The 18085-nt window shown below is 48.1% G+C and carries 18 protein-coding genes; 17 read left to right on the top strand and 1 reads right to left on the bottom strand.

All coding sequences use genetic code 11. The annotated features are described in order from the left end of the window. The first annotated feature begins 465 nt into the window (after window positions 1-465). Window positions 466-1044 (top strand): HD domain-containing protein, encoded by a 579-nt coding sequence (locus G4D54_10235; protein QJA02789.1) that lies wholly within the window; start codon window positions 466-468, stop codon window positions 1042-1044. Window positions 1045-1370: 326 nt separating this feature from the next. Here the strand turns inward: G4D54_10235 and G4D54_10240 are convergent, their stop codons facing one another. After that, complete coding sequence (locus G4D54_10240; GenBank protein ID QJA02790.1) at window positions 1371-2327, bottom strand: tRNA 2-thiocytidine(32) synthetase TtcA; 957 nt, start codon at window positions 2325-2327, stop codon at window positions 1371-1373. A 110-nt stretch (window positions 2328-2437) separates the two neighbouring features. Here G4D54_10240 and truB point away from each other — a divergent pair, with 110 nt between their 5' ends. From truB to dinB, 16 genes are all read left to right on the top strand, one after another. Next, entirely contained in the window at window positions 2438-3268 is an 831-nt protein-coding gene (gene truB, locus G4D54_10245; protein QJA02791.1) for a tRNA pseudouridine(55) synthase TruB, read from the top strand. Window positions 3269-3276: 8 nt separating this feature from the next. Continuing rightward, window positions 3277-4221 carry a bifunctional riboflavin kinase/FAD synthetase gene (locus tag G4D54_10250; GenBank protein QJA02792.1) on the top strand — a complete coding sequence of 315 codons (945 nt, stop codon included), beginning with the start codon at window positions 3277-3279 and terminating at the stop codon, window positions 4219-4221. Beyond that, on the top strand, window positions 4212-5588 hold the full coding sequence (locus tag G4D54_10255; protein ID QJA02793.1) for a RelA/spoT family protein: 1377 nt from the start codon (window positions 4212-4214) through the stop codon (window positions 5586-5588). Before G4D54_10250 ends, G4D54_10255 begins: the two co-directional genes overlap by 10 nt. Before the next feature lie 61 nt (window positions 5589-5649). Beyond that, a complete protein-coding gene (locus G4D54_10260) occupies window positions 5650-6207 on the top strand; it encodes a SpoIIIAH-like family protein (protein ID QJA02794.1) in 558 nt (185 codons plus the stop codon). 39 nt (window positions 6208-6246) lie between these two features. After that, a complete protein-coding gene (locus G4D54_10265) occupies window positions 6247-6576 on the top strand; it encodes an Asp23/Gls24 family envelope stress response protein (GenBank protein QJA02795.1) in 330 nt (109 codons plus the stop codon). 50 nt (window positions 6577-6626) lie between these two features. Continuing rightward, the gene (locus G4D54_10270; GenBank protein QJA02796.1) at window positions 6627-7529 is read left to right on the top strand and encodes a 5'-nucleotidase; all 903 of its coding nucleotides are present in this window, start codon (window positions 6627-6629) and stop codon (window positions 7527-7529) included. A gap of 75 nt (window positions 7530-7604) precedes the next feature. After that, window positions 7605-7982 carry a transcription antitermination factor NusB gene (gene nusB, locus G4D54_10275; GenBank protein ID QJA02797.1) on the top strand — a complete coding sequence of 126 codons (378 nt, stop codon included), beginning with the start codon at window positions 7605-7607 and terminating at the stop codon, window positions 7980-7982. Next, a complete protein-coding gene (xseA, locus tag G4D54_10280; GenBank protein ID QJA02798.1) occupies window positions 7979-9307 on the top strand; it encodes an exodeoxyribonuclease VII large subunit in 1329 nt (442 codons plus the stop codon). Before nusB ends, xseA begins: the two co-directional genes overlap by 4 nt. Continuing rightward, entirely contained in the window at window positions 9307-9519 is a 213-nt protein-coding gene (gene xseB / locus G4D54_10285) for an exodeoxyribonuclease VII small subunit (GenBank protein QJA02799.1), read from the top strand. Before xseA ends, xseB begins: the two co-directional genes overlap by 1 nt. Further along, complete coding sequence (locus G4D54_10290) at window positions 9512-10354, top strand: polyprenyl synthetase family protein (protein QJA02800.1); 843 nt, start codon at window positions 9512-9514, stop codon at window positions 10352-10354. Before xseB ends, G4D54_10290 begins: the two co-directional genes overlap by 8 nt. 13 nt (window positions 10355-10367) lie before the next feature. Further along, complete coding sequence (dxs, locus tag G4D54_10295) at window positions 10368-12245, top strand: 1-deoxy-D-xylulose-5-phosphate synthase (protein QJA02801.1); 1878 nt, start codon at window positions 10368-10370, stop codon at window positions 12243-12245. Continuing rightward, complete coding sequence (locus G4D54_10300) at window positions 12242-13021, top strand: TlyA family RNA methyltransferase (protein ID QJA02802.1); 780 nt, start codon at window positions 12242-12244, stop codon at window positions 13019-13021. Before dxs ends, G4D54_10300 begins: the two co-directional genes overlap by 4 nt. A 4-nt stretch (window positions 13022-13025) precedes the next feature. Then, window positions 13026-14687: a DNA repair protein RecN gene (recN, locus tag G4D54_10305; protein QJA02803.1), complete on the top strand. Its 1662-nt coding sequence runs from the start codon at window positions 13026-13028 to the stop codon at window positions 14685-14687. 51 nt (window positions 14688-14738) lie between these two features. Continuing rightward, a complete protein-coding gene (locus G4D54_10310) occupies window positions 14739-15740 on the top strand; it encodes a stage IV sporulation protein B (protein QJA02804.1) in 1002 nt (333 codons plus the stop codon). 184 nt (window positions 15741-15924) lie between these two features. Continuing rightward, the gene (gene spo0A, locus G4D54_10315) at window positions 15925-16758 is read left to right on the top strand and encodes a sporulation transcription factor Spo0A (protein ID QJA02805.1); all 834 of its coding nucleotides are present in this window, start codon (window positions 15925-15927) and stop codon (window positions 16756-16758) included. 52 nt (window positions 16759-16810) lie between these two features. Continuing rightward, complete coding sequence (dinB, locus tag G4D54_10320; GenBank protein ID QJA02806.1) at window positions 16811-17992, top strand: DNA polymerase IV; 1182 nt, start codon at window positions 16811-16813, stop codon at window positions 17990-17992. Window positions 17993-18085 lie beyond the last annotated feature (93 nt).

Raw genomic sequence — 18085 nt, forward strand, 5'->3', positions numbered from 1 at the left:
GGATGTTGTATTTTGGTGTGAATACCTGCACATCCTAGGTAAGACTGTAGGGATCCTAAAAAATTACACAGGGGACCCACCTGTATTTACAGGGAAAGATCTCTCCTCCTGGGCACTGAAAAGCAGATGATGAAAATCATCTGTTTTTTAGTGTTAGCCATGAATATCCAAGTGCTTGTTTCATAGTAGAAATCTCCTGCCTGTTGAATATATGCTGACCTTGCATTTACTTGTTTCCTTTCGCTTCCTGCAGCAGCTGCATGATTATCTGTGCTTCTTTGCTCTGCTCACCTGCATTTTATTGGTGCTTGGGTGATATCTGCGGTTCGTTATGGAACGCTGCAAAAATCTGCAAAGGCGGCACGATGCAATAGCTTTTGTCCCTCGTAGCGTTTTCCTGCTTTTTGTAATTTCCACAGGTAAGAATTCCTGCTATAATAGTAGCATACGTATGGAGGAAAGCTTATGGAGAACAAGGAGCGGTTTTTATCAATATACAGGGAGCATATCCATCGGGAGGGCAGCGAGAAGCTGCTGGAATATCTGCTGTCGGAGCATAGTGATTTCTTTCGGGCACCGGCAAGTACCCGTTTTCATGGTGCTCATGCACAGGGGCTGCTGGAGCACAGTTTGAATGTGTATGACTGTCTGAAGGATTATCTGAGCCGTCCAAGGGTAAAGGAATGCTATCATATGGATTACAATGAGGAAACGATTGCTATTGTGGCGCTGCTGCATGATATATGTAAGATCAACTGCTACAAGGAAAGTACGCGAAACCAGAAGGTGAACGGACAGTGGGTACAGGTACCGTATTACGAATATGATGACCGGCTGCCGTATGGCCATGGTGAAAAGAGCGTTTATATCATCACCGGCTTTATGCGGCTGAGCAGAGAGGAAGCCTTTGCCATCCGCTATCATATGGGGTTCAGCGGAAGTGAAGAGGTACGAAATGTCGGTGCTGCCTTTGAAATGTATCCGCTGGCATTTGCTTTGAGTACAGCGGATATGGAAGCTACGTATTATCTGGAAGAGAAGTAGTGATTGGAAATCCACAGGGACGAAACGAAAAGTGATCCGGTTCAGCAGCAGGATAAAAGTAAGCCGGTATAGGAGGCAAAATAACACCTGCAGTTAGTAATGCGCAGTTTATCGCGCAAGACGGTAGCCGGGTATATCCGTGAACGCCTGCAAAAGACTTTAGAATTTCAATCGTGTTATTGAAAACAGAGAATGACTTGTCCATACATCGAATCGGCAGCGTATGGAATGAATCACAGAAGTCATCGAACATAGGGAACAGATATACTTCGGAAAATATTGAAATCATAAAAATATTATAAAAAAAACGTCGCCTGACGTTTTTTTTACTGTGTATGCTTCACAGAGGAATATGCTTGAAAGATTTCCGCAATCGGTGTTCCTTCCATGATAGCTATGCTTTCATCCTCGCGAATTTTCAAATGATGACGCTGCTTCGGGTTGTCGCTGTGCGAATAGACGATAAAATAGTTGGCACCGTGGCGTGCGAGCTGCAGATCTTTTTCCTCCTTCAGAAGTACAGACATGGATTTTGCTTTCTCTGCCATGTGGTCACCCTCCCTGTGCCACAGCTCCACCTGATCCTCGTTATACAGCATCCGGATGAAATTTTTCTGTGCCATTGGATAGCTCCTGTAAAATTCCTGCAGCATATCCTTCATTGCCTGCCGCTCCGTATAGCCGTCGTTGGGACAGGTGCTTTTCACGAACGGAATCTGATTTCGTTCCAGTGCCGATAAAATATCGCTTTCATAGGAATAAACCAGCGGGCGGATAAAGGTGGTGTCTGTTCGCGACATATACATCTTCGGTAAAAACGTTGCCAGCTTTCCGCCGTGTATCGCATTCATCATAAGTGTTTCCACAGCATCATCGCTGTGATGGCCGAATGCCACCTTCGTGCAGTTCAGCTTCTTTGCGGCGTCGATAACCGTTGCCTTTTTAAACTTGGAACATAGGCTGCATTTGATGTTGCCCTCCTTATCTGGATTCCGCTTCAAAATCTCATACACCTGGGAATCAAACTGGTAAAAGGTGATGCCCTGCTGCCGGCAGAAAGCAACAACCTCGCTGAAGTCCATGTTCGGAAAGCCGAGCTTTATATGAATGCCGACCACCTCAAAATTCCTGTCTGCAAATTTTGAATACATGTGCAGCGCAGTCAACAGCACCATGCTGTCCTTCCCGCCGCTCACCCCCACGGCAATCCGGTCCCCGTCATCGATCAGATGGTAGTCCTGATCCGCTTTTCGTATATCGCCTAAGATAGTATGCAGTTCCATTTTTTCACATCCTTTAGAAACCGTTTTATTATACCATGCTTTTTTTCACTTTCACATATTCCTCTCATGATTTGTGAAAAATCTATGGTATAATTAGTGATGGTGATAAGATGGACGGTATTTTACTAATAAACAAGGAACAGAATATGACCTCGCATGATGTGGTGGCACGTCTGCGAAGGATTTTACATACAACGAAAATCGGACACAGCGGTACACTGGATCCGAATGCGACCGGCGTGCTTCTGGTTTTGATTGGCAAGGCCTGCAAGGCGCTGCCGTTTCTGGAGGATACGGACAAGGAGTATATTGCGACGCTGCAGCTGGGCATTCAGACGATCAGTGATGATATCTGGATGGAGCCGCTGAAGAAAGCGCCGATACAGCCGATTACAGATTTTCAATCGGTTCTGAACAGCTTTCGCGGTGTACAGAAGCAGGTACCACCAATGATTTCCAGTGTCCGGGTGAACGGAAGAAAGCTTTATGAATATGCACGGGAAGGGATAGCGGTAACGCGTCCAGAGCGTGAGGTAACCATATATGATATTGAAGCGCTGGATTCGCAGAAGCTGCAGTTTCGGGTCAGCTGCAGCTCCGGAACCTATGTGCGTTCCCTGTGCCATGACATCGCACAGAAAACAGGAAATCTGGGATGTATGTCCTCGCTGGTTCGTACAAAGGTAGGGCGTTTTTCCCTTGATGAATGCGTCACTCTGCAGGATGTTCAGGAAGGCCGTTTTCAGCTGCATACGCTGCAGGAGGTGCTTTCCCATTATGAACCGGTGGAATATGAACGGCCTGCGGATATTTATAATGGAAAGAAAATCACACTAAGGTGCGAGGCGGATGATGTTGCCATTACCCATAACGGAAACATTGTCGCTATATATCAGCGTGAGGATGCGGCAGTATTTCGCTGTGTCCGCGGCTTATGGTAGGTGAGGCTATGAAGGTAGTACATATAAATTTAACAGGGACAGCAGTTGTCGAAGAACCGCTGACAGCCTGCATCGGCTATTTTGACGGTCTGCATCTGGGGCATCAGAAGCTGATTGATGAGGTGAAGCGTGTTGCGAAAATACGCAATACCCGCTGCGCCCTGATCACCTTTGATCCCGATCCCTGGTGCGTGATCAAGGGGGTGAGGGATATTGCACACATCACACCGATGAAGCAGCGGATGCGGATTGCGGAGGCCATGGGAATCGAATACTGGATCATTCTTGATTTTTCCAGAGAAATGGCGGATTTGACTCCGCAGGATTTTCATGAAAAGGTGCTTAAGCCGCTGCGTCTGGATACGCTGGTTTGCGGATATGATTTCCACTATGGAAGAAAAGGGGAGGGGAATGCACAATCCTTACATGAACAGACGGATTTCGATGTGCATGTCATCGATCAGGTTAGCAGTGAGCATAGGAAAATCAGCTCCTCGCGTATCGAAGAGCTGATCCAGGAAGGCGATATGGAAAAGGCGGCCCGCTTCATGGGACGCTGGTACGATATGGAGGGAAGCGTCAAGGGGGGCAGTCATGTTGGAAGGAAGAACGGATTTCCTACGGCCAACCTGCGTCTGCAAGAGCTCTACGTCATGCCGAAAAAGGGGGTATATGTGGGGGCGGTCAAGGTGCTGGGGACATGGCACAGGGCGATGATGAACGTCGGTAACAATCCAACCTACAATTACCAGGAAGCAGGATCCATCGAAGCGCATCTGCTGGATTTTGATCAGGACATTTATGAGGAGCCTGTCATCTTCCGGTTCCTGTCCTATATACGGGAGGAACGGAAGTTTCCGGATGCACGCGCCCTCGGTGAACAGCTGAAAAAAGACCTGGCAACGACACGTTCCTATTTTGAAAAGGGAAAGGAGTCTGCCCTATGCGATTAAAGGTATTTGACACAATTGATGAAGCATTAGCCCTGCTTTCTGAAAACAATGAATTCTATCATGAAATAGAACGGGAGATTGAACAGTATCTGATTGCGGTATTTAAGGAATCCAGTGAAATGATCATCGATATCAATTCGCGTGTGAAGTCAAAGGAGAGCCTGCGTGAAAAAATCATCCGCAACCGCTTTTACGTGGAGAATGACAGTGCGCAGGGAATTCTGGATAATCTGAGTGATTTGATCGGCTTTATCATTGAATGCCGTTTTATTGAGGATGAATACAATGTGCTCAATAAAATACGGGAAACGCTGAACATCCGTAATGAAGAGGATGGCTTCTATTATAATGAAATCAATCCGCACTTCTTTCTGGACTGCGCCTCACGGCAGCCCCAGATTCAGAAAAACGGCTTTGCAATCTATCGTATTGACGGCTATTATCTCAAGGACGGACAAAAGGTCAATGTAGAGCTGCAGATCAAGGCGCTGGTGCATTCCTTCTGGGGTGAAATCGAGCATAAGCTGGTGTATAAAAATACGAATTATTATGTGTATGATGATTTCATGAAGGATCTGCTTGCCAGCATCAAGGCCAATCTGACCATTACCGACCGGCAGCTGAACATCATATACAATCAGATGCAGGAAACGTCGCTGAGTGATGCGAGTATCACGGAAACCAGCTTTGAAAAACAGATTTCCAAGGCAATCAATGATTTGTTCGCACTGAAGATGAACGAATCCATCGGCTTTACGATGAATCTGAAAAGTGTGTCTACGATTCTGGGACATTACATCTTTATCAAGGACATTCGCTTTGACGGCGGTAACAATGACCGTATCTCCTCACTGTTTCGTACCTTCAAGAAGCTGAATTCCATTCAGATGGATTTTGAAAATGAAATTCTCATGGATGCGGATTTCTATTCCAAGGATGTGTTTGTGCATATTCTGGGGAATTATCTGATCTCCGTGCTGAACCGCGATTATGACTGGTTCGTCTTCTTCAAGATGCTGTTCGCCATCGAGCCGGGAAACAATATGGAGGATTTCTGTCTGTTTTTAAATGTCATCAAGAATTATCTGGTCGACAATTACTGGCTGAATACGAGCTTTGTCCGTCTGCCGATGGATCAAAGCGACCTGCTGCATGAGGAATGTGCCCGTATTCTGGCAAACTCCCTGTGTGAAATCGGTACAATTGATATCATCCACGATGATAAAATGGTCGCCATCAACAAGGCATTTGTCCGCTTTATCGAGGAGCTGGAGAACCGTGTGATTTCCTATTCCGACTTCATGCAGTACCGCAGTGCCTATTATGAGGACTGGATGCAGCGCATGAACAATATTTTTCAAAAGTGAATTAACAGGTATAAGAGGTGTCCTTCCTGCATAGGGTGTAATAGCAAGGAGGGCACTTTTTATGAATAAACAAGCACTTGCATTTCTGACCATGTTCTCTCTGATTCTGATGCTGTCTGTCTACTATGTGACACTGCCGGCGGATTCCACCAGTGTCATGGAGGAACAGGCCCCTCAATCTGATAAAAAAGCAGATAAGGAAAACACAGCAGCAAAGACAGAGGATGCTCAGGGCAAGACGGAAGAAGCACAGGAACAGAAGAAAGATACATCAGAATCGGCAGATGGTTCAACAAAGCTGCAGGACAGCATCAATCAGAAAAAGGAAGAGGAGATCAACCGCAATTCCAGTGTGGTTGCGGATACCAAAAGCGATGACAGTGCAAAGAAAGAAGCACTTGCCGCAATCGATGAGCTGAAGGATGAGAAAAGCATGCAGAAAAGCGTGGCTGACCTGTTGAAGAAGGATGGCTATCAGACAGCTGTGGAAATCAATGGAGATACGTGTATCATCTCGGTGTTTGAACAGAAGGATGATAAAAATGTTGCGAAAACGATCATGCAGAAGGCACAGGAAGCTACAAATCACAAATATTTGATGGAAGTTACTTTCAAATAAGAAATCTTTTTGGTATAATAAGCCTAGAAGGTGATGAAAATGGCTCAAGAGTATATTGCATTAAAGGAACGAAACAATGCAGGTGTAATCGCACTCAGCAAATCTGCATTCCAGACGATTGCAAAAATCGTTGTCGAAGAGGATGAAAACATTCGGCTGGCGGACAGCGCTACACCGTTTAAATATCCGATCAGCTGCAAGATCGTGAATGATCAGCTGATTTTGTCGATCGACATAAAAGTAAAGTACAGCGTAAACGTAAATGAAGAATCAAGCAAAGTACAGAGTAAGATCTTTGAAAATATTGAACATATGACCGGGTATACACCGGATATCATCGATATCCACGTCGTTGGCTTTATCTTTTAAAGAAATCCGTACGGATTTCTTTTTTTCATGAACAGAAGGGAAGTGTAAGCATGGCGGTAAGTCTTGAGGACTGCCTGGTAATCGGAATATCCAGCCGGGCATTGTTTGATCTGGATGATGAAAACTACATATATGAAACCAAGGGATTACAGGCGTATAGCGAATATCAGCTGGCGCATGAGCAGGAAATTCTGAAGCCGGGCAGCGGATTTGCCCTGGTGAAGGCACTGCTGAAGCTGAATGAGAGCAGTAAGAAGCGAAGAGTTGAGGTATTGATCATGTCACGCAACAGTGCGGATACCTCGTTGCGTATCTTTACCTCGATTGCCCATTACGGACTGGATATCACCCGGGCGGTGTTAAGCGGCGGAGGACCACTGACCGGCTATCTAAAGGCATTCGGTGTGGATTTGTTTTTAAGCGCCAATGAGGAGGATGTCCGTTCTGCGCTTGCGGTCGGTTTTGCGGCGGGACGCATTTATACCAATGCGATTGAGGGCTATGATCCGCTGCAGGATATCGCTCAGATCCGGATTGCCTTTGATGGTGATGCCGTGCTGTTTTCAGATGCGAGCGAACAGATATTTCAAAAGGACGGTCTGGAGGCATTCGCAGAGCATGAAAAGGCATGTGCCCGACAGGTACTGCCGGAGGGACCCTTTGCGCAGTTTCTCAAGACGATTGCGGCCCTGCAGAAGGAATTTGAAGGGCATGCGCCGATACGCACCGCCCTTGTGACCGCACGCAATGCACCGGCGCATGAACGGGTGATCCGAACTCTGCGTGCATGGGATGTCCGTATTGATGAGGCCTTTTTTCTGGGTGGCATTACAAAGCGCGAGGTACTGAAGGCGTTTGGTGCGCACATCTTCTTCGATGACCAGAGCAGCCATACCACACCTGCCAGCAGTGTTGTGCCGAGTGCACAGGTTGTGTATGGGGATGGAAAGTGAAAAAATTAGCAGGAGCAAAGACTGCAAAGTAACAGGCAAATATGATAAAATAAGAAAGATGAATGGAGGATTTCTATGAACAGCAGACATAAACTACGGGAGCTGGCAATGACCAGCCTGTATCAGCATTTTTTATTACAGAAGGATATCAAGGAGTGTGTGTACGACAACAGTGAAACCAATGAGATTGATCCGTTTCTCTACACGGTAACCATCGATGCCATCCGCTATCAGGATGTCTATATTGACAAGATCAATGCGGCACTTCGTCAGGACTGGACGTTTGCGCGCCTTGGCTTTGTGGAGCAGGCCATTTTGATGATGGCGGCATGCGAGCTGGATCTGGAAACGGCACCGAAGGCAATTGTCATTGATGAGGCTGTTACACTGGCGAAGAAATACTGCGACGATGAAACGTATCGTCTGATCAACGGGGTACTGGATCGTCTATGAGTCAGAATGTTTATAGTGTATCCGCGCTGGTTCACTATATCAAGCAGACGCTGGACAATGATATCCGTATCCAGTCCATTCTCATCAAGGGGGAAATCAGCAATTTTACAAATCACCGCAGCGGACACTGGTATTTTACCCTAAAGGATGCCCGTTCCAAAATCAGCTGTGTTATGTTTTCTTCCCATGCCAGACGCTGTAACATCCTGTTAAAGGAGGGGATGAAGGTCATTGTAACGGCCTCTGTCTCCATGTATGAGGCGGGCGGAAGTGTACAGCTGTATGTGACAGCGGTACGCTCGGATGGCCTGGGTGATCTGTTTCTGCAGCTGGAGGAAGTGAAAAAGAAGCTGGCTGCACAGGGCTTGTTTGATCCGCAGAAGAAAAAGCCGCTGCCGCAGTATCCGATGCGCATCGGTGTTATTACCGCGAAAACCGGAGCGGCCGTACAGGATATCCTGACGACGATTTCCCGGCGCTGGCCGCTGGCTGAGGTTGTGGTGTATCCCAGCCTGGTACAGGGGATTCAGGCAAGTGGAGCCATTGTTGAAAATCTGCGCAAGGCGGATCAGGGCGGACATGATGTCATCCTGCTGGCAAGAGGCGGTGGACCGATTGAGGATTTGTGGTGCTTCAATGAGGAAGCAGTCGCCCGTGCCGTGTTTGCCATGCATACGGTTATCGTAACCGGTGTCGGTCATGAAACGGATACGACACTGGTGGATTATGTATCGGATGCCCGGGCGCCGACACCGACAGCTGCAGCGGAGCTGATCACGCCGGATTTGGAAGAGGTTCGCATGAACGTATCCCTGATGCGGCGGCGGCTCGTAAAGGATATGGAAACACGTCTGCATATGGCGAAGCAGGCCCTGGAGCCAATTCGTTCACACCGCTATATGCGCGACCCGTTAAGCTACATACGGGAAGAGGAAATGAAGCTTGCCATGCATGTGCAGCAGCTGAGCATCGTGGAAGCAGCGGTTGCCGCAATGGCCATGCAGCTGAAGCAGAATTCCCATAAGCTCGCCATACACAGCGAACGCCTGTTTCAGAAGAATACACGCAGCATCGCGGAAAGCAGGCTGCGCCTGACGCAGGCACTGCACAATTACGATACGCTGCGAAAACGTCAGATAGGGAATATCAGCGCACTGCTGGATGCCTATTCCCCGCTGAAAAGTCTGTCCCGCGGTTATGCCATCGCCTATCATGGTGATGAAGTGATATCCAGCGTGGACGCTGTAGAACAAAATGACCGGCTGCGCTTGCGCATGCAGGATGGATATTTATATACGAACATCGAGAAGAAGGAGAAATTATAATGGAACAGAAACTGCCGTTTAAACAATCCATGAGCCGGCTGGAGGAAATCATTGCCGCACTGGAAAAAAATGAAATTGAGCTGGAGGATGCCATCGCTCTGTTTGAAGAAGGACTGCAGCTGGTGAATTCCTGTGATTCACAGCTGAAAAATTTTGAAAATCGTGTACAGGAGCTGCTGAACACCTATCAGGAGGGCAGCGACAATGTCTGACTTTGAAAGCTATCTGTCCCATTGTCTGGATACGCTGGAGCACAGCAGAGTCCACGAGGCAATGCAGTATTCTCTGATGGCAGGCGGCAAGCGGATACGCCCCAGGCTGCTGCTGGCAGTGTTGCGTGCCTATGGCTTTGAAGAGACGATCGGCTATCCCGTAGCCGCTGCGATTGAAATGATCCATACCTATTCTTTGATTCATGATGATCTGCCGGCAATGGATAATGACACGCTGCGCAGAGGCAGGCCGACCTGTCATGTCAAATTCGGTGAGGATGTCGCTATTCTGGCAGGGGATGCCCTGTTGACGCAGGCCTTTTATACAGCGGCTGCGTGTACCTGCCGTGCAGAGGTTCTTGTGGAAATCTTAAAGCTGCTTTCCGAATTCAGCGGAGCAGACGGTATGATTCTGGGACAGATCAAGGATTTGGAGGGGGAAGCAAATCCCGGCATTGATCATGCCGGACTGCAGGACATCCATTATTATAAAACCGGTAGACTGCTGAGTCTTCCGCTGGTCTGTGCTGCACTGCTTGCAGGACACAGGGAGGATGCAGCGGTATGGGAGCGCATTGGCGCGGATACCGGATTATCCTTCCAGATTCAGGATGATATTCTGGATGTGACCAGCACTGTTGAGGAGCTTGGGAAAAACATCAACAGCGATGCGGAAAATGAAAAAACAACCTATGTCACGCTGATGGGCGTTGAAGCCGCCCGAGAGGAAGCGGATCGTTATTACCGGCGGGCGCTTGCACAGCTTGATGCGCTGCCGCTGGATGCAGCACCGGTAAGAGAGCTGTTTGATCAGCTGATGAAGCGAAAAAACTGAGAGGAGCGGTTGCATGAACATCTACGATATCAAACAGCCTGAGGACATCAAGGAATGCTCGATTGCGCAGCTGCAGGATCTGGCACAGCAGATACGTGTCTTTCTGATTCAAAGCATTGCCAAAACCGGAGGACATCTGTCCAGTAATCTCGGTGTGGTGGAGCTGACGCTGGCCATGCATTATGTCTTTGATTCTCCAACGGATAAATTTATTTTTGATGTCGGTCACCAGTCCTACGTACATAAAATCCTGACGGGTCGGGGAAATCAGTTCGCAACCCTGCGACAGTATAAGGGGATTGCCGGTTTTCAGAAACGTAAGGAAAGTGAACACGATGTCTGGGAGGCCGGGCATTCCTCCACCTCACTGTCAGCGGCACTGGGCATGGCAGTAGGACGTGATCTGCATAAGGATACCTACCAGATCGTGCCGGTCATCGGGGATGGTGCGCTGAGCGGTGGTATGGCGATGGAGGCATTGAACCAGATCGGTAGTGAACAGCGCAATATGGTCATTATTTTTAACGATAACAACATGTCCATATCACAAAATGTGGGTGCGATGGACGAGGCCTTTACCAAGCTGCGGACAAGCAAGCCCTATACGACATTGAAGGAAGATCTGAAAGGGGCATTATCCACCTCCCGTATGGGTTCCTCTTTACTGCATACCATGAAAAATATGAAAAATGCAGTCAAGGAAAACGTGGTGGATACCTCTATATTCGGTGATTTTAATCTTGACTATATCGGACCGGTGGACGGACACGATTTAAAGATGCTGATCAAGGTGCTGAAAATTGCCCGGCAGCACGAGGGACCGATCGTTGTCCATGTCATCACGAAAAAAGGCAAGGGCTATCGCTATGCGGAAGAGGATAAGGAAGGAAAATGGCACGGTGTCAGCCAGTTTGACCCGGAAACCGGAGAATCCCTGGCGAAGCTTCCGGCGGGACATAAAAGCTGGAGTGAGGTCATGTCCCGTACACTGGTGAAGCTTGCCGAGCATGATGAGCGCATTGTCGCCATTACACCCGCAATGAAATCCGGCAGTAAGCTGTCCGCCTTTTTTGACCGCTATCCGACACGTTCCTTTGATTGCGGTATTGCAGAGGAGCATGCAATGACGTTTGCGGCGGGCCTCTGTACGCAGGATATCCGTCCGTTTATCTCCGTATATTCCTCCTTTCTGCAAAGAGCCTATGACCAGATCAGCCACGATGTGGCACGTATGCAGCTGCCGGTTGTCATCGGTATCGATCGCTGCTCACTGGTCGGAGAGGACGGTGAGACGCATCACGGTGTGTTCGATATCGCCATGCTGCGGCCCATTCCGAATATGATACTGGCACAGCCCAAGGATGCCCGGGAAGCGCAGAATCTGCTGTACTCCGCCTTTGCGCAGAACAATCAGCCCTATGCGATACGCTATCCAAGAGGTAACGTGTCCTATCAGGCGGTGGAGCAGTACACCTACATACCACCGGGAACCTGGACACAGACGGTGATCCGTGAGGATTATGCGCTCAATATCATCACCTACGGACCGGATGTGGATCGTATCATTTCCAAGGCGAGGGTGAATCAGCTGCCGATCCGGGTAATCAATGCACGCTTCTTCAAACCGATTGATGAGGAGCTTTTGACCTCCGTCTGTGAGGAGGATAAGCCGACGATCATCTTTGAACCGGATATGCTGTGCGGCGGCTTGTCCAGCGCTATTACAGAATTTGCCAATGACCACCGCTATGCGACACATTTTGTCCGTATGGGAATCGATGATCATTTCGTGGAGCACGGCTCTTTACCGCAGCTGCGAAAGCTGGAGCATCTGGATATGAACACGCTGTTTGAAATCATCACAAGCTACCTGAGGCCGGAAAAGAAATGAGACTGGATGTATATTTAAGCACGCAGGGACTGTGTGACAGCCGTGCAAGAGCACAGGATGCCATACAGGAGGGCAGAGTGACTGTAAATGGAAGGATTGCGAAGAAAAGCAGTATGCCGGTGGATGATTCCATGGATATCAAGCTGGAGGAGGCGGAAACAGCATTTGCCTCCCGCGCAGGCTATAAGCTGTATGATGTGCTAAAGCCCTTTGAAATCGATTTGGAGGGACGCGTCGTTTTGGATGTCGGTGCAAGCACCGGAGGCTTCAGCGATGTCTGTCTGCAAAACAAAGCACGCCTTGTCTACGCAGTGGATGTCGGGAAGGGTCAGCTGCTCGAGCGATTGAAAAATGATCCGCGCATTATCAATATGGAAGGTGTCAACTGCCGCTATCTGAGTGGGGATATGTTTGATCCGCGTCCGGATTTTGCCTGCATGGATGTATCCTTTATCTCCATACGGCAGATTCTTCCGGTGCTGGCAGAGCAGTTTGCCGATATGGAAATTGTCGCCCTGGTAAAGCCGCAGTTTGAAGCGGGCAGGGCAAAGGTCGGCAAGCATGGCATCGTGAAAAATGAAAAGGTACATATCGAGGTTTTGCAGTCCATGTGTGACTATGTGAAAACCCTCGGCCTGTATGTCCATCACCTGTGTGCCAGCAGTGTACTGGGCAGGGATGGCAATAAGGAATTCGTTATGCATTTGAAGCATACAGAGACACATAAGGTTTTTCCCATTCGGGATATTGTTAAAAATTATACAGTAAAGAGGTGAGAATATGCTTACACAGATCTATGTGAAAAATTTCATCCTGATGGATGAGGTGCAGCTGGAGCTGCATGACAACATGTCAGCCTTTACGGGAGAAACCGGTGCCGGAAAATCCCTGTTAATGGATGCCATCGGTATTCTGAAGGGAGATCGTGTCAACAGCGACATGATCAAGGAGGGCTGTGACAAGGCTGTCATTGAAGGCGTTTTTGAACTTGCGCCACAGCACAGCGTGCTGCAGCAGCTGCAGGATGCAGGCCATGAATGTGAGGACGGCCTGCTGATTGTTACACGTGAGGTAACCCGGGAGGGAAGAAGCATTGCGCGGATCAATCAGCGAACGACAACGGTTTCCTTTGTAAAGCAGATCGTTTCTCAGCTGGTCGATATTCATTCCCAGCATGACACACAGTATCTGCGTAATGCGGCATCTCACCAGCTGCTGCTGGACCGATTTGCACGGGATGAAGACCTGCTGGCAAAGACAAAGCAGAGCTATCACAGCTACCGTTCCATGAAGGATGCCCTGGAGGAAGCGCTCCACAGTGATTACAATGAGGACGATCTGGAATTTCTGACCTTTCAGCTGAATGAAATCGACGAGGCACAGCTGCAGGAAGAAGAACTGGAGAAGCTGGAGCAGGAACAAAAGCGTATGATGGCATATGAAAAGCTGAGCTCCTCCGCAGCACAGGCGATTGCCCTTTTGGATGAGGGAAGTGTTTCTTCCATCTATGAAAGCTATCGCCTGCTGCATGCGCTGCATGAGGATGAAATCTTTACGGATGCGGCTGCACAGCTGCTGGATCTGTACTATGCGCTGGATGAGCAGTGCTCCCGCGTCCGCACCCATCTGGAGGAGCTCGAATTCGATGAGGGCCGTTTCCATGAACTTCAGGAAAGAATTTTCCTGATACACAAGATACAGCGGAAATACGGCGGCAGCTATGCGGCTGTCATGGAGAAACGCAGCTTTCTGGAAAAAAAGATCGACAGCATCCTGCACCGCCAGGATTTTATCGCAAAATCCGAGAAGGAGCTGGAGAAGGCCAGAAAGGTATATGAAGAAGATTGTATGCAGCTGCATGTGCTGCGTGAAAAAAAGGCAAGGGAGCTGGAGCAGCTGATTCTGCAGCAGCTAAAGGATTTGCAGCTGCCCAATGCACGCTTCCACGTTGAACTGGAGCCCTTTGAGGGAAATGCGCAGGGCAGTGATAAAATCACCTTTCTGGTATCCATGAATGCCGGAGAGCGGCTGCGTCCGCTGCAGGCTACAGCCAGCGGCGGGGAGCTTTCCCGTTTTATGCTGGGATTGAAGACCGTCTTTACACGGCTGACGGGTATTGATACCATTATCTTCGATGAAATCGATACCGGTGTCAGCGGCAGTGTTGCGTTTTCCATCGGAAAGAAAATGCGTCAGCTTGCGCAAAGGACTCAGGTGTTCTGCGTGACTCATCTTGCAAGTGTTGCGGCCTGTGCCATGCAGCATTATGTTGTGGAAAAGCATCAGGAAGGCGGACATACGGAAACGACGATCCGCCTGCTGAACGATAAAGAGCGCATACAGGAAATGGCTGTGATATCACAGGGCAGCACCAGTGAAAGTGCTCTGCAGGCAGCAAAAGAGCTGTATGAGCTTGCAAAAAAGGAAACAGGTAATAATTAACTGACATGACCATCTCCCGGGGAACCACACTATCTTCAGGAGGTGAACGATTTGTACAAAAAAATAGTTGCTTTTTTATGCGCACTGTCCCTACTGCTTCCCATCGGCATTCACGCCAGCGATGACCTGTATCTGGGCGGTGACAGCATCGGAATTCAGCTGGATTACAACGGTGTGATGATTACGGGAACATATCCGTTCGTCGTACAAGGTGAAACCTATGATCCCGGCGGTACCATCCAGCCCAGTGATATCCTGGTAAAGGTGAATCAGGTACCGATATCCTCCATGGATGAATTGTATCAGCAGCTGTCCGCCTTTCAGGAAGCTGTCAATGAAATCCCTGTCGAAATACGACGCGGTTCGAACACCATACCGGTTACCCTGAAAACCACGTATGATGCCTCCACACGTTCGTTTAAAAGCGGCTTGTATGTAAAGGATAAAATCGTCGGTGTTGGAACATTGACCTATTATGATCCCTCCAACAATACCTACGGAGCCTTAGGTCATGAAATCATGGATTCTGATTTAAAGCAGATTGCAGAGGTACCTTCCGGAAGCCTGTATCCGGCCAATGTCATATCGATAACGAAGGCACAGGATAACATTCCGGGTGAAAAGCATGCGGAAATAGATTTCTCCTCCGCCTTCGCCAATGTACTTGCTAATACCAATATCGGTATTTATGGTCATTACGATTCCATGCTGCGAAATGTCGAGGCTCTGCCATGGGCAAAGCATGATGAGGTACATACGGGAAAAGCCGTCATGTATACTGTCTTACAGGGAAATACGATTGAGCCCTTTACGATTAACATCACGAAGGTACACCGGCAGAATACATCCGATGTCAAGGGTATCGAATTTACGATTGCGGATGAGCGTCTAGCTTCTGCGTCGAATGGAATCGTACAGGGAATGAGTGGATCACCGATTGTGCAGGATGGAAAAATCATTGGTGCTGTCACGCATGTCATCACCTCCCACCCTTCCAACGGGTATGGAGTCTTTGTCGAATGGATGCTTGAAAAATCCAGAAATATGGCTTAAAATCCGCATAAACCGACATATTTTGAGCAAATGTTATGCTTTGAAACAAAAGGAACGGCGTTATCGTCGCTCTTTTTCATTTTTTGGAAGTTTTTGTGAAATTCTTTTCTTCATTCGACATTTTATCTGAATTTCTGCATACGGAGGTTCGTATAATGGATGTCAGTAAGGAGAGAGGAAATGTATGAATAACAAAATGAATGTATATCTGGTGGATGATAGCATGGAGATGATCCACAGTATGAAGGAAGCGCTCACAAAGAGCGACGGGTATCAGGTCATCGGAAGTGCCACCAATGGCGAGCAGTGTGTCAATGAGCTGCGCGGCAAGCATCTGGATGTCCTTGTGCTGGATCTGATTATGCCGAAGAAGGACGGCATCAGCGTTCTGCACGATTTGAAGAAAAACCATATACAGGTGGATCACATCATCTGTACAACACCGTTTGTGAACGATCTCATCGTGGCAGGTGTTCAGAATTACCGTATCGATTATATTCTGATGAAGCCCTTTGAGATAGAACAGCTGTGTGATAAGCTTAACTTCATTGTCGGCTACACACGGAAGGAGCATATATCCAGCAATGTGGTGAAGGTCAATCTGGATGATGATGAGAAGGAGCGTCTGCAGAAGCTGGAGCTGGAAAGTGAGATTACAGAGCTGTTGCATGAAATCGGGATTCCTGCACATATCAAGGGCTACATGTATCTGCGTACAGCAATTCTGGAAACCTATCTGAATGTTGATTTTCTGGGACAGATCACAAAGGTGCTGTATCCGGAAATCGCCAAGAAATATGCAACCACGGCATCCCGTGTGGAAAGAGCCATTCGACACGCAATCGAGGTAGCATGGAACAGAGGCAACATCGATGCAATTGATGATATCTTCGGATATACGATATCTGCCAGCAAGGCAAAGCCAACCAATTCCGAATTCATCGCCATGATTTCCGACAAGCTGCGCTTAGAGCACAGACTGCGCAACAAAAACAATGTGATCAAGACATTCCGCTAGCTTTTCCCCTGAAAATCCAGTATACTATACTGTAAGACAAGGGAGTTGTTTTATGGCAGGAAGAGTTATCTTACATATTGATCTAAATTCCTACTTTGCAAGTGCGGAGATATTGAAAAACTCTGCACTGGAGGGGCAGCCGGTCGTTGTGGCGGGACTGCACAGGCGAAGTGTGGTATCAACGGCAAGCTATGAAGCCCGCAAGTACGGGGTACACAGCGCGATGCCATTGCATATGGCAATGGAGAAGTGTCCAAATCTTGTTGTTGTTCAGGGCGATTACGGCTGGTATGAGGAATTGAGTAATCGTTTTTTTAAATATCTGCGTCGTTTTTCAAGTCTGATCGAGCCGGCCAGTATCGACGAATGCTATATGGATGTCACCGATGTCATCAAGGACTATAAGCGACCGCTGGACCTTGCCTGGCAGATACAAAAGAGTGTGCAAAAAGATTTGAAGCTGCCCTGCAGTATCGGTGTGGCACCGAACAAATTTCTGGCAAAAATGGCAAGCGACATGCGTAAGCCGATGGGAATCACGATATTGCGCAAGCAGGAGGTTCCCAAAAAGCTGTGGCCGCTTCCCATCAGTGATATGTGGGGAATTGGAAAGAAGACGGTACCACTGCTGATCAAGCATGGAATCACAACGATTGGCGACCTTGCAGATGCAGAAAATGAATCCAAAATCATGACGCTGCTTGGCAAGCATGCCTATACATATATTCAGAATGCACGTGGTAACGGAAGTGCACAGCTTTCCTTCAATACCAGTGTGCAGTCCATATCGCAGTCCACAACTCTGGATCGTGATATTACGGATTATGAGGAGGTTAAAACTGTTTTGAAGCGTCTTGCGGCCACATTGAGCAGACGGGCAAGGGAAGATCATATCAAGGGTTCTTTAATATCCATCAGTATCCGCTATTTTGACTTCACCAATGCCGTTCGTTCCACCAACATTCATTCCTATACCGATGATGCAAACGTGCTGCTGGAGCATGCACTACTCTTATTTGACCGTCACTACAACGGCAGGGAAATCCGTCATCTGGGAATCGGTCTGGGCTCTCTGTATTCCGCAGAGCATACGATCGATCAAATCGATTTGTTTCAGCATGAGATTCAGCCGCTGAACGATGTCGAGGATGTGTTGAAGGAGCTGAATGCGCAGCTGCCGGGAGCGCATCTGATACGAGCCAGTGATATTCATCCATCCAAGGGACAGAAATAAACGAAAGAGCCTTATAAAAGCTTATGAGAAGTTTGTCGATAAGTTGGCAGCAAGACTGCCTTCTTTTTTTCATATAATGTAGTGAGGTGACAA

This window comes from [Clostridium] innocuum (genome assembly GCA_012317185.1).
GTDB classification, from domain to species: Bacteria; Bacillota_I; Bacilli_A; order Erysipelotrichales; family Erysipelotrichaceae; genus Clostridium_AQ; species Clostridium_AQ innocuum.

Coding starts and splice junctions, on each gene's coding strand:
- G4D54_10235 (QJA02789.1), top strand. CDS start 466: ATGGAGAACAAGGAGCGGTTTTTATCAATATACAGGGAGCATATCCAT.
- G4D54_10240 (QJA02790.1), bottom strand. CDS start 2,327: ATGGAACTGCATACTATCTTAGGCGATATACGAAAAGCGGATCAGGAC.
- truB (QJA02791.1), top strand. CDS start 2,438: ATGGACGGTATTTTACTAATAAACAAGGAACAGAATATGACCTCGCAT.
- G4D54_10250 (QJA02792.1), top strand. CDS start 3,277: ATGAAGGTAGTACATATAAATTTAACAGGGACAGCAGTTGTCGAAGAA.
- G4D54_10255 (QJA02793.1), top strand. CDS start 4,212: ATGCGATTAAAGGTATTTGACACAATTGATGAAGCATTAGCCCTGCTT.
- G4D54_10260 (QJA02794.1), top strand. CDS start 5,650: ATGAATAAACAAGCACTTGCATTTCTGACCATGTTCTCTCTGATTCTG.
- G4D54_10265 (QJA02795.1), top strand. CDS start 6,247: ATGGCTCAAGAGTATATTGCATTAAAGGAACGAAACAATGCAGGTGTA.
- G4D54_10270 (QJA02796.1), top strand. CDS start 6,627: ATGGCGGTAAGTCTTGAGGACTGCCTGGTAATCGGAATATCCAGCCGG.
- nusB (QJA02797.1), top strand. CDS start 7,605: ATGAACAGCAGACATAAACTACGGGAGCTGGCAATGACCAGCCTGTAT.
- xseA (QJA02798.1), top strand. CDS start 7,979: ATGAGTCAGAATGTTTATAGTGTATCCGCGCTGGTTCACTATATCAAG.
- xseB (QJA02799.1), top strand. CDS start 9,307: ATGGAACAGAAACTGCCGTTTAAACAATCCATGAGCCGGCTGGAGGAA.
- G4D54_10290 (QJA02800.1), top strand. CDS start 9,512: ATGTCTGACTTTGAAAGCTATCTGTCCCATTGTCTGGATACGCTGGAG.
- dxs (QJA02801.1), top strand. CDS start 10,368: ATGAACATCTACGATATCAAACAGCCTGAGGACATCAAGGAATGCTCG.
- G4D54_10300 (QJA02802.1), top strand. CDS start 12,242: ATGAGACTGGATGTATATTTAAGCACGCAGGGACTGTGTGACAGCCGT.
- recN (QJA02803.1), top strand. CDS start 13,026: ATGCTTACACAGATCTATGTGAAAAATTTCATCCTGATGGATGAGGTG.
- spo0A (QJA02805.1), top strand. CDS start 15,925: ATGAATAACAAAATGAATGTATATCTGGTGGATGATAGCATGGAGATG.
- dinB (QJA02806.1), top strand. CDS start 16,811: ATGGCAGGAAGAGTTATCTTACATATTGATCTAAATTCCTACTTTGCA.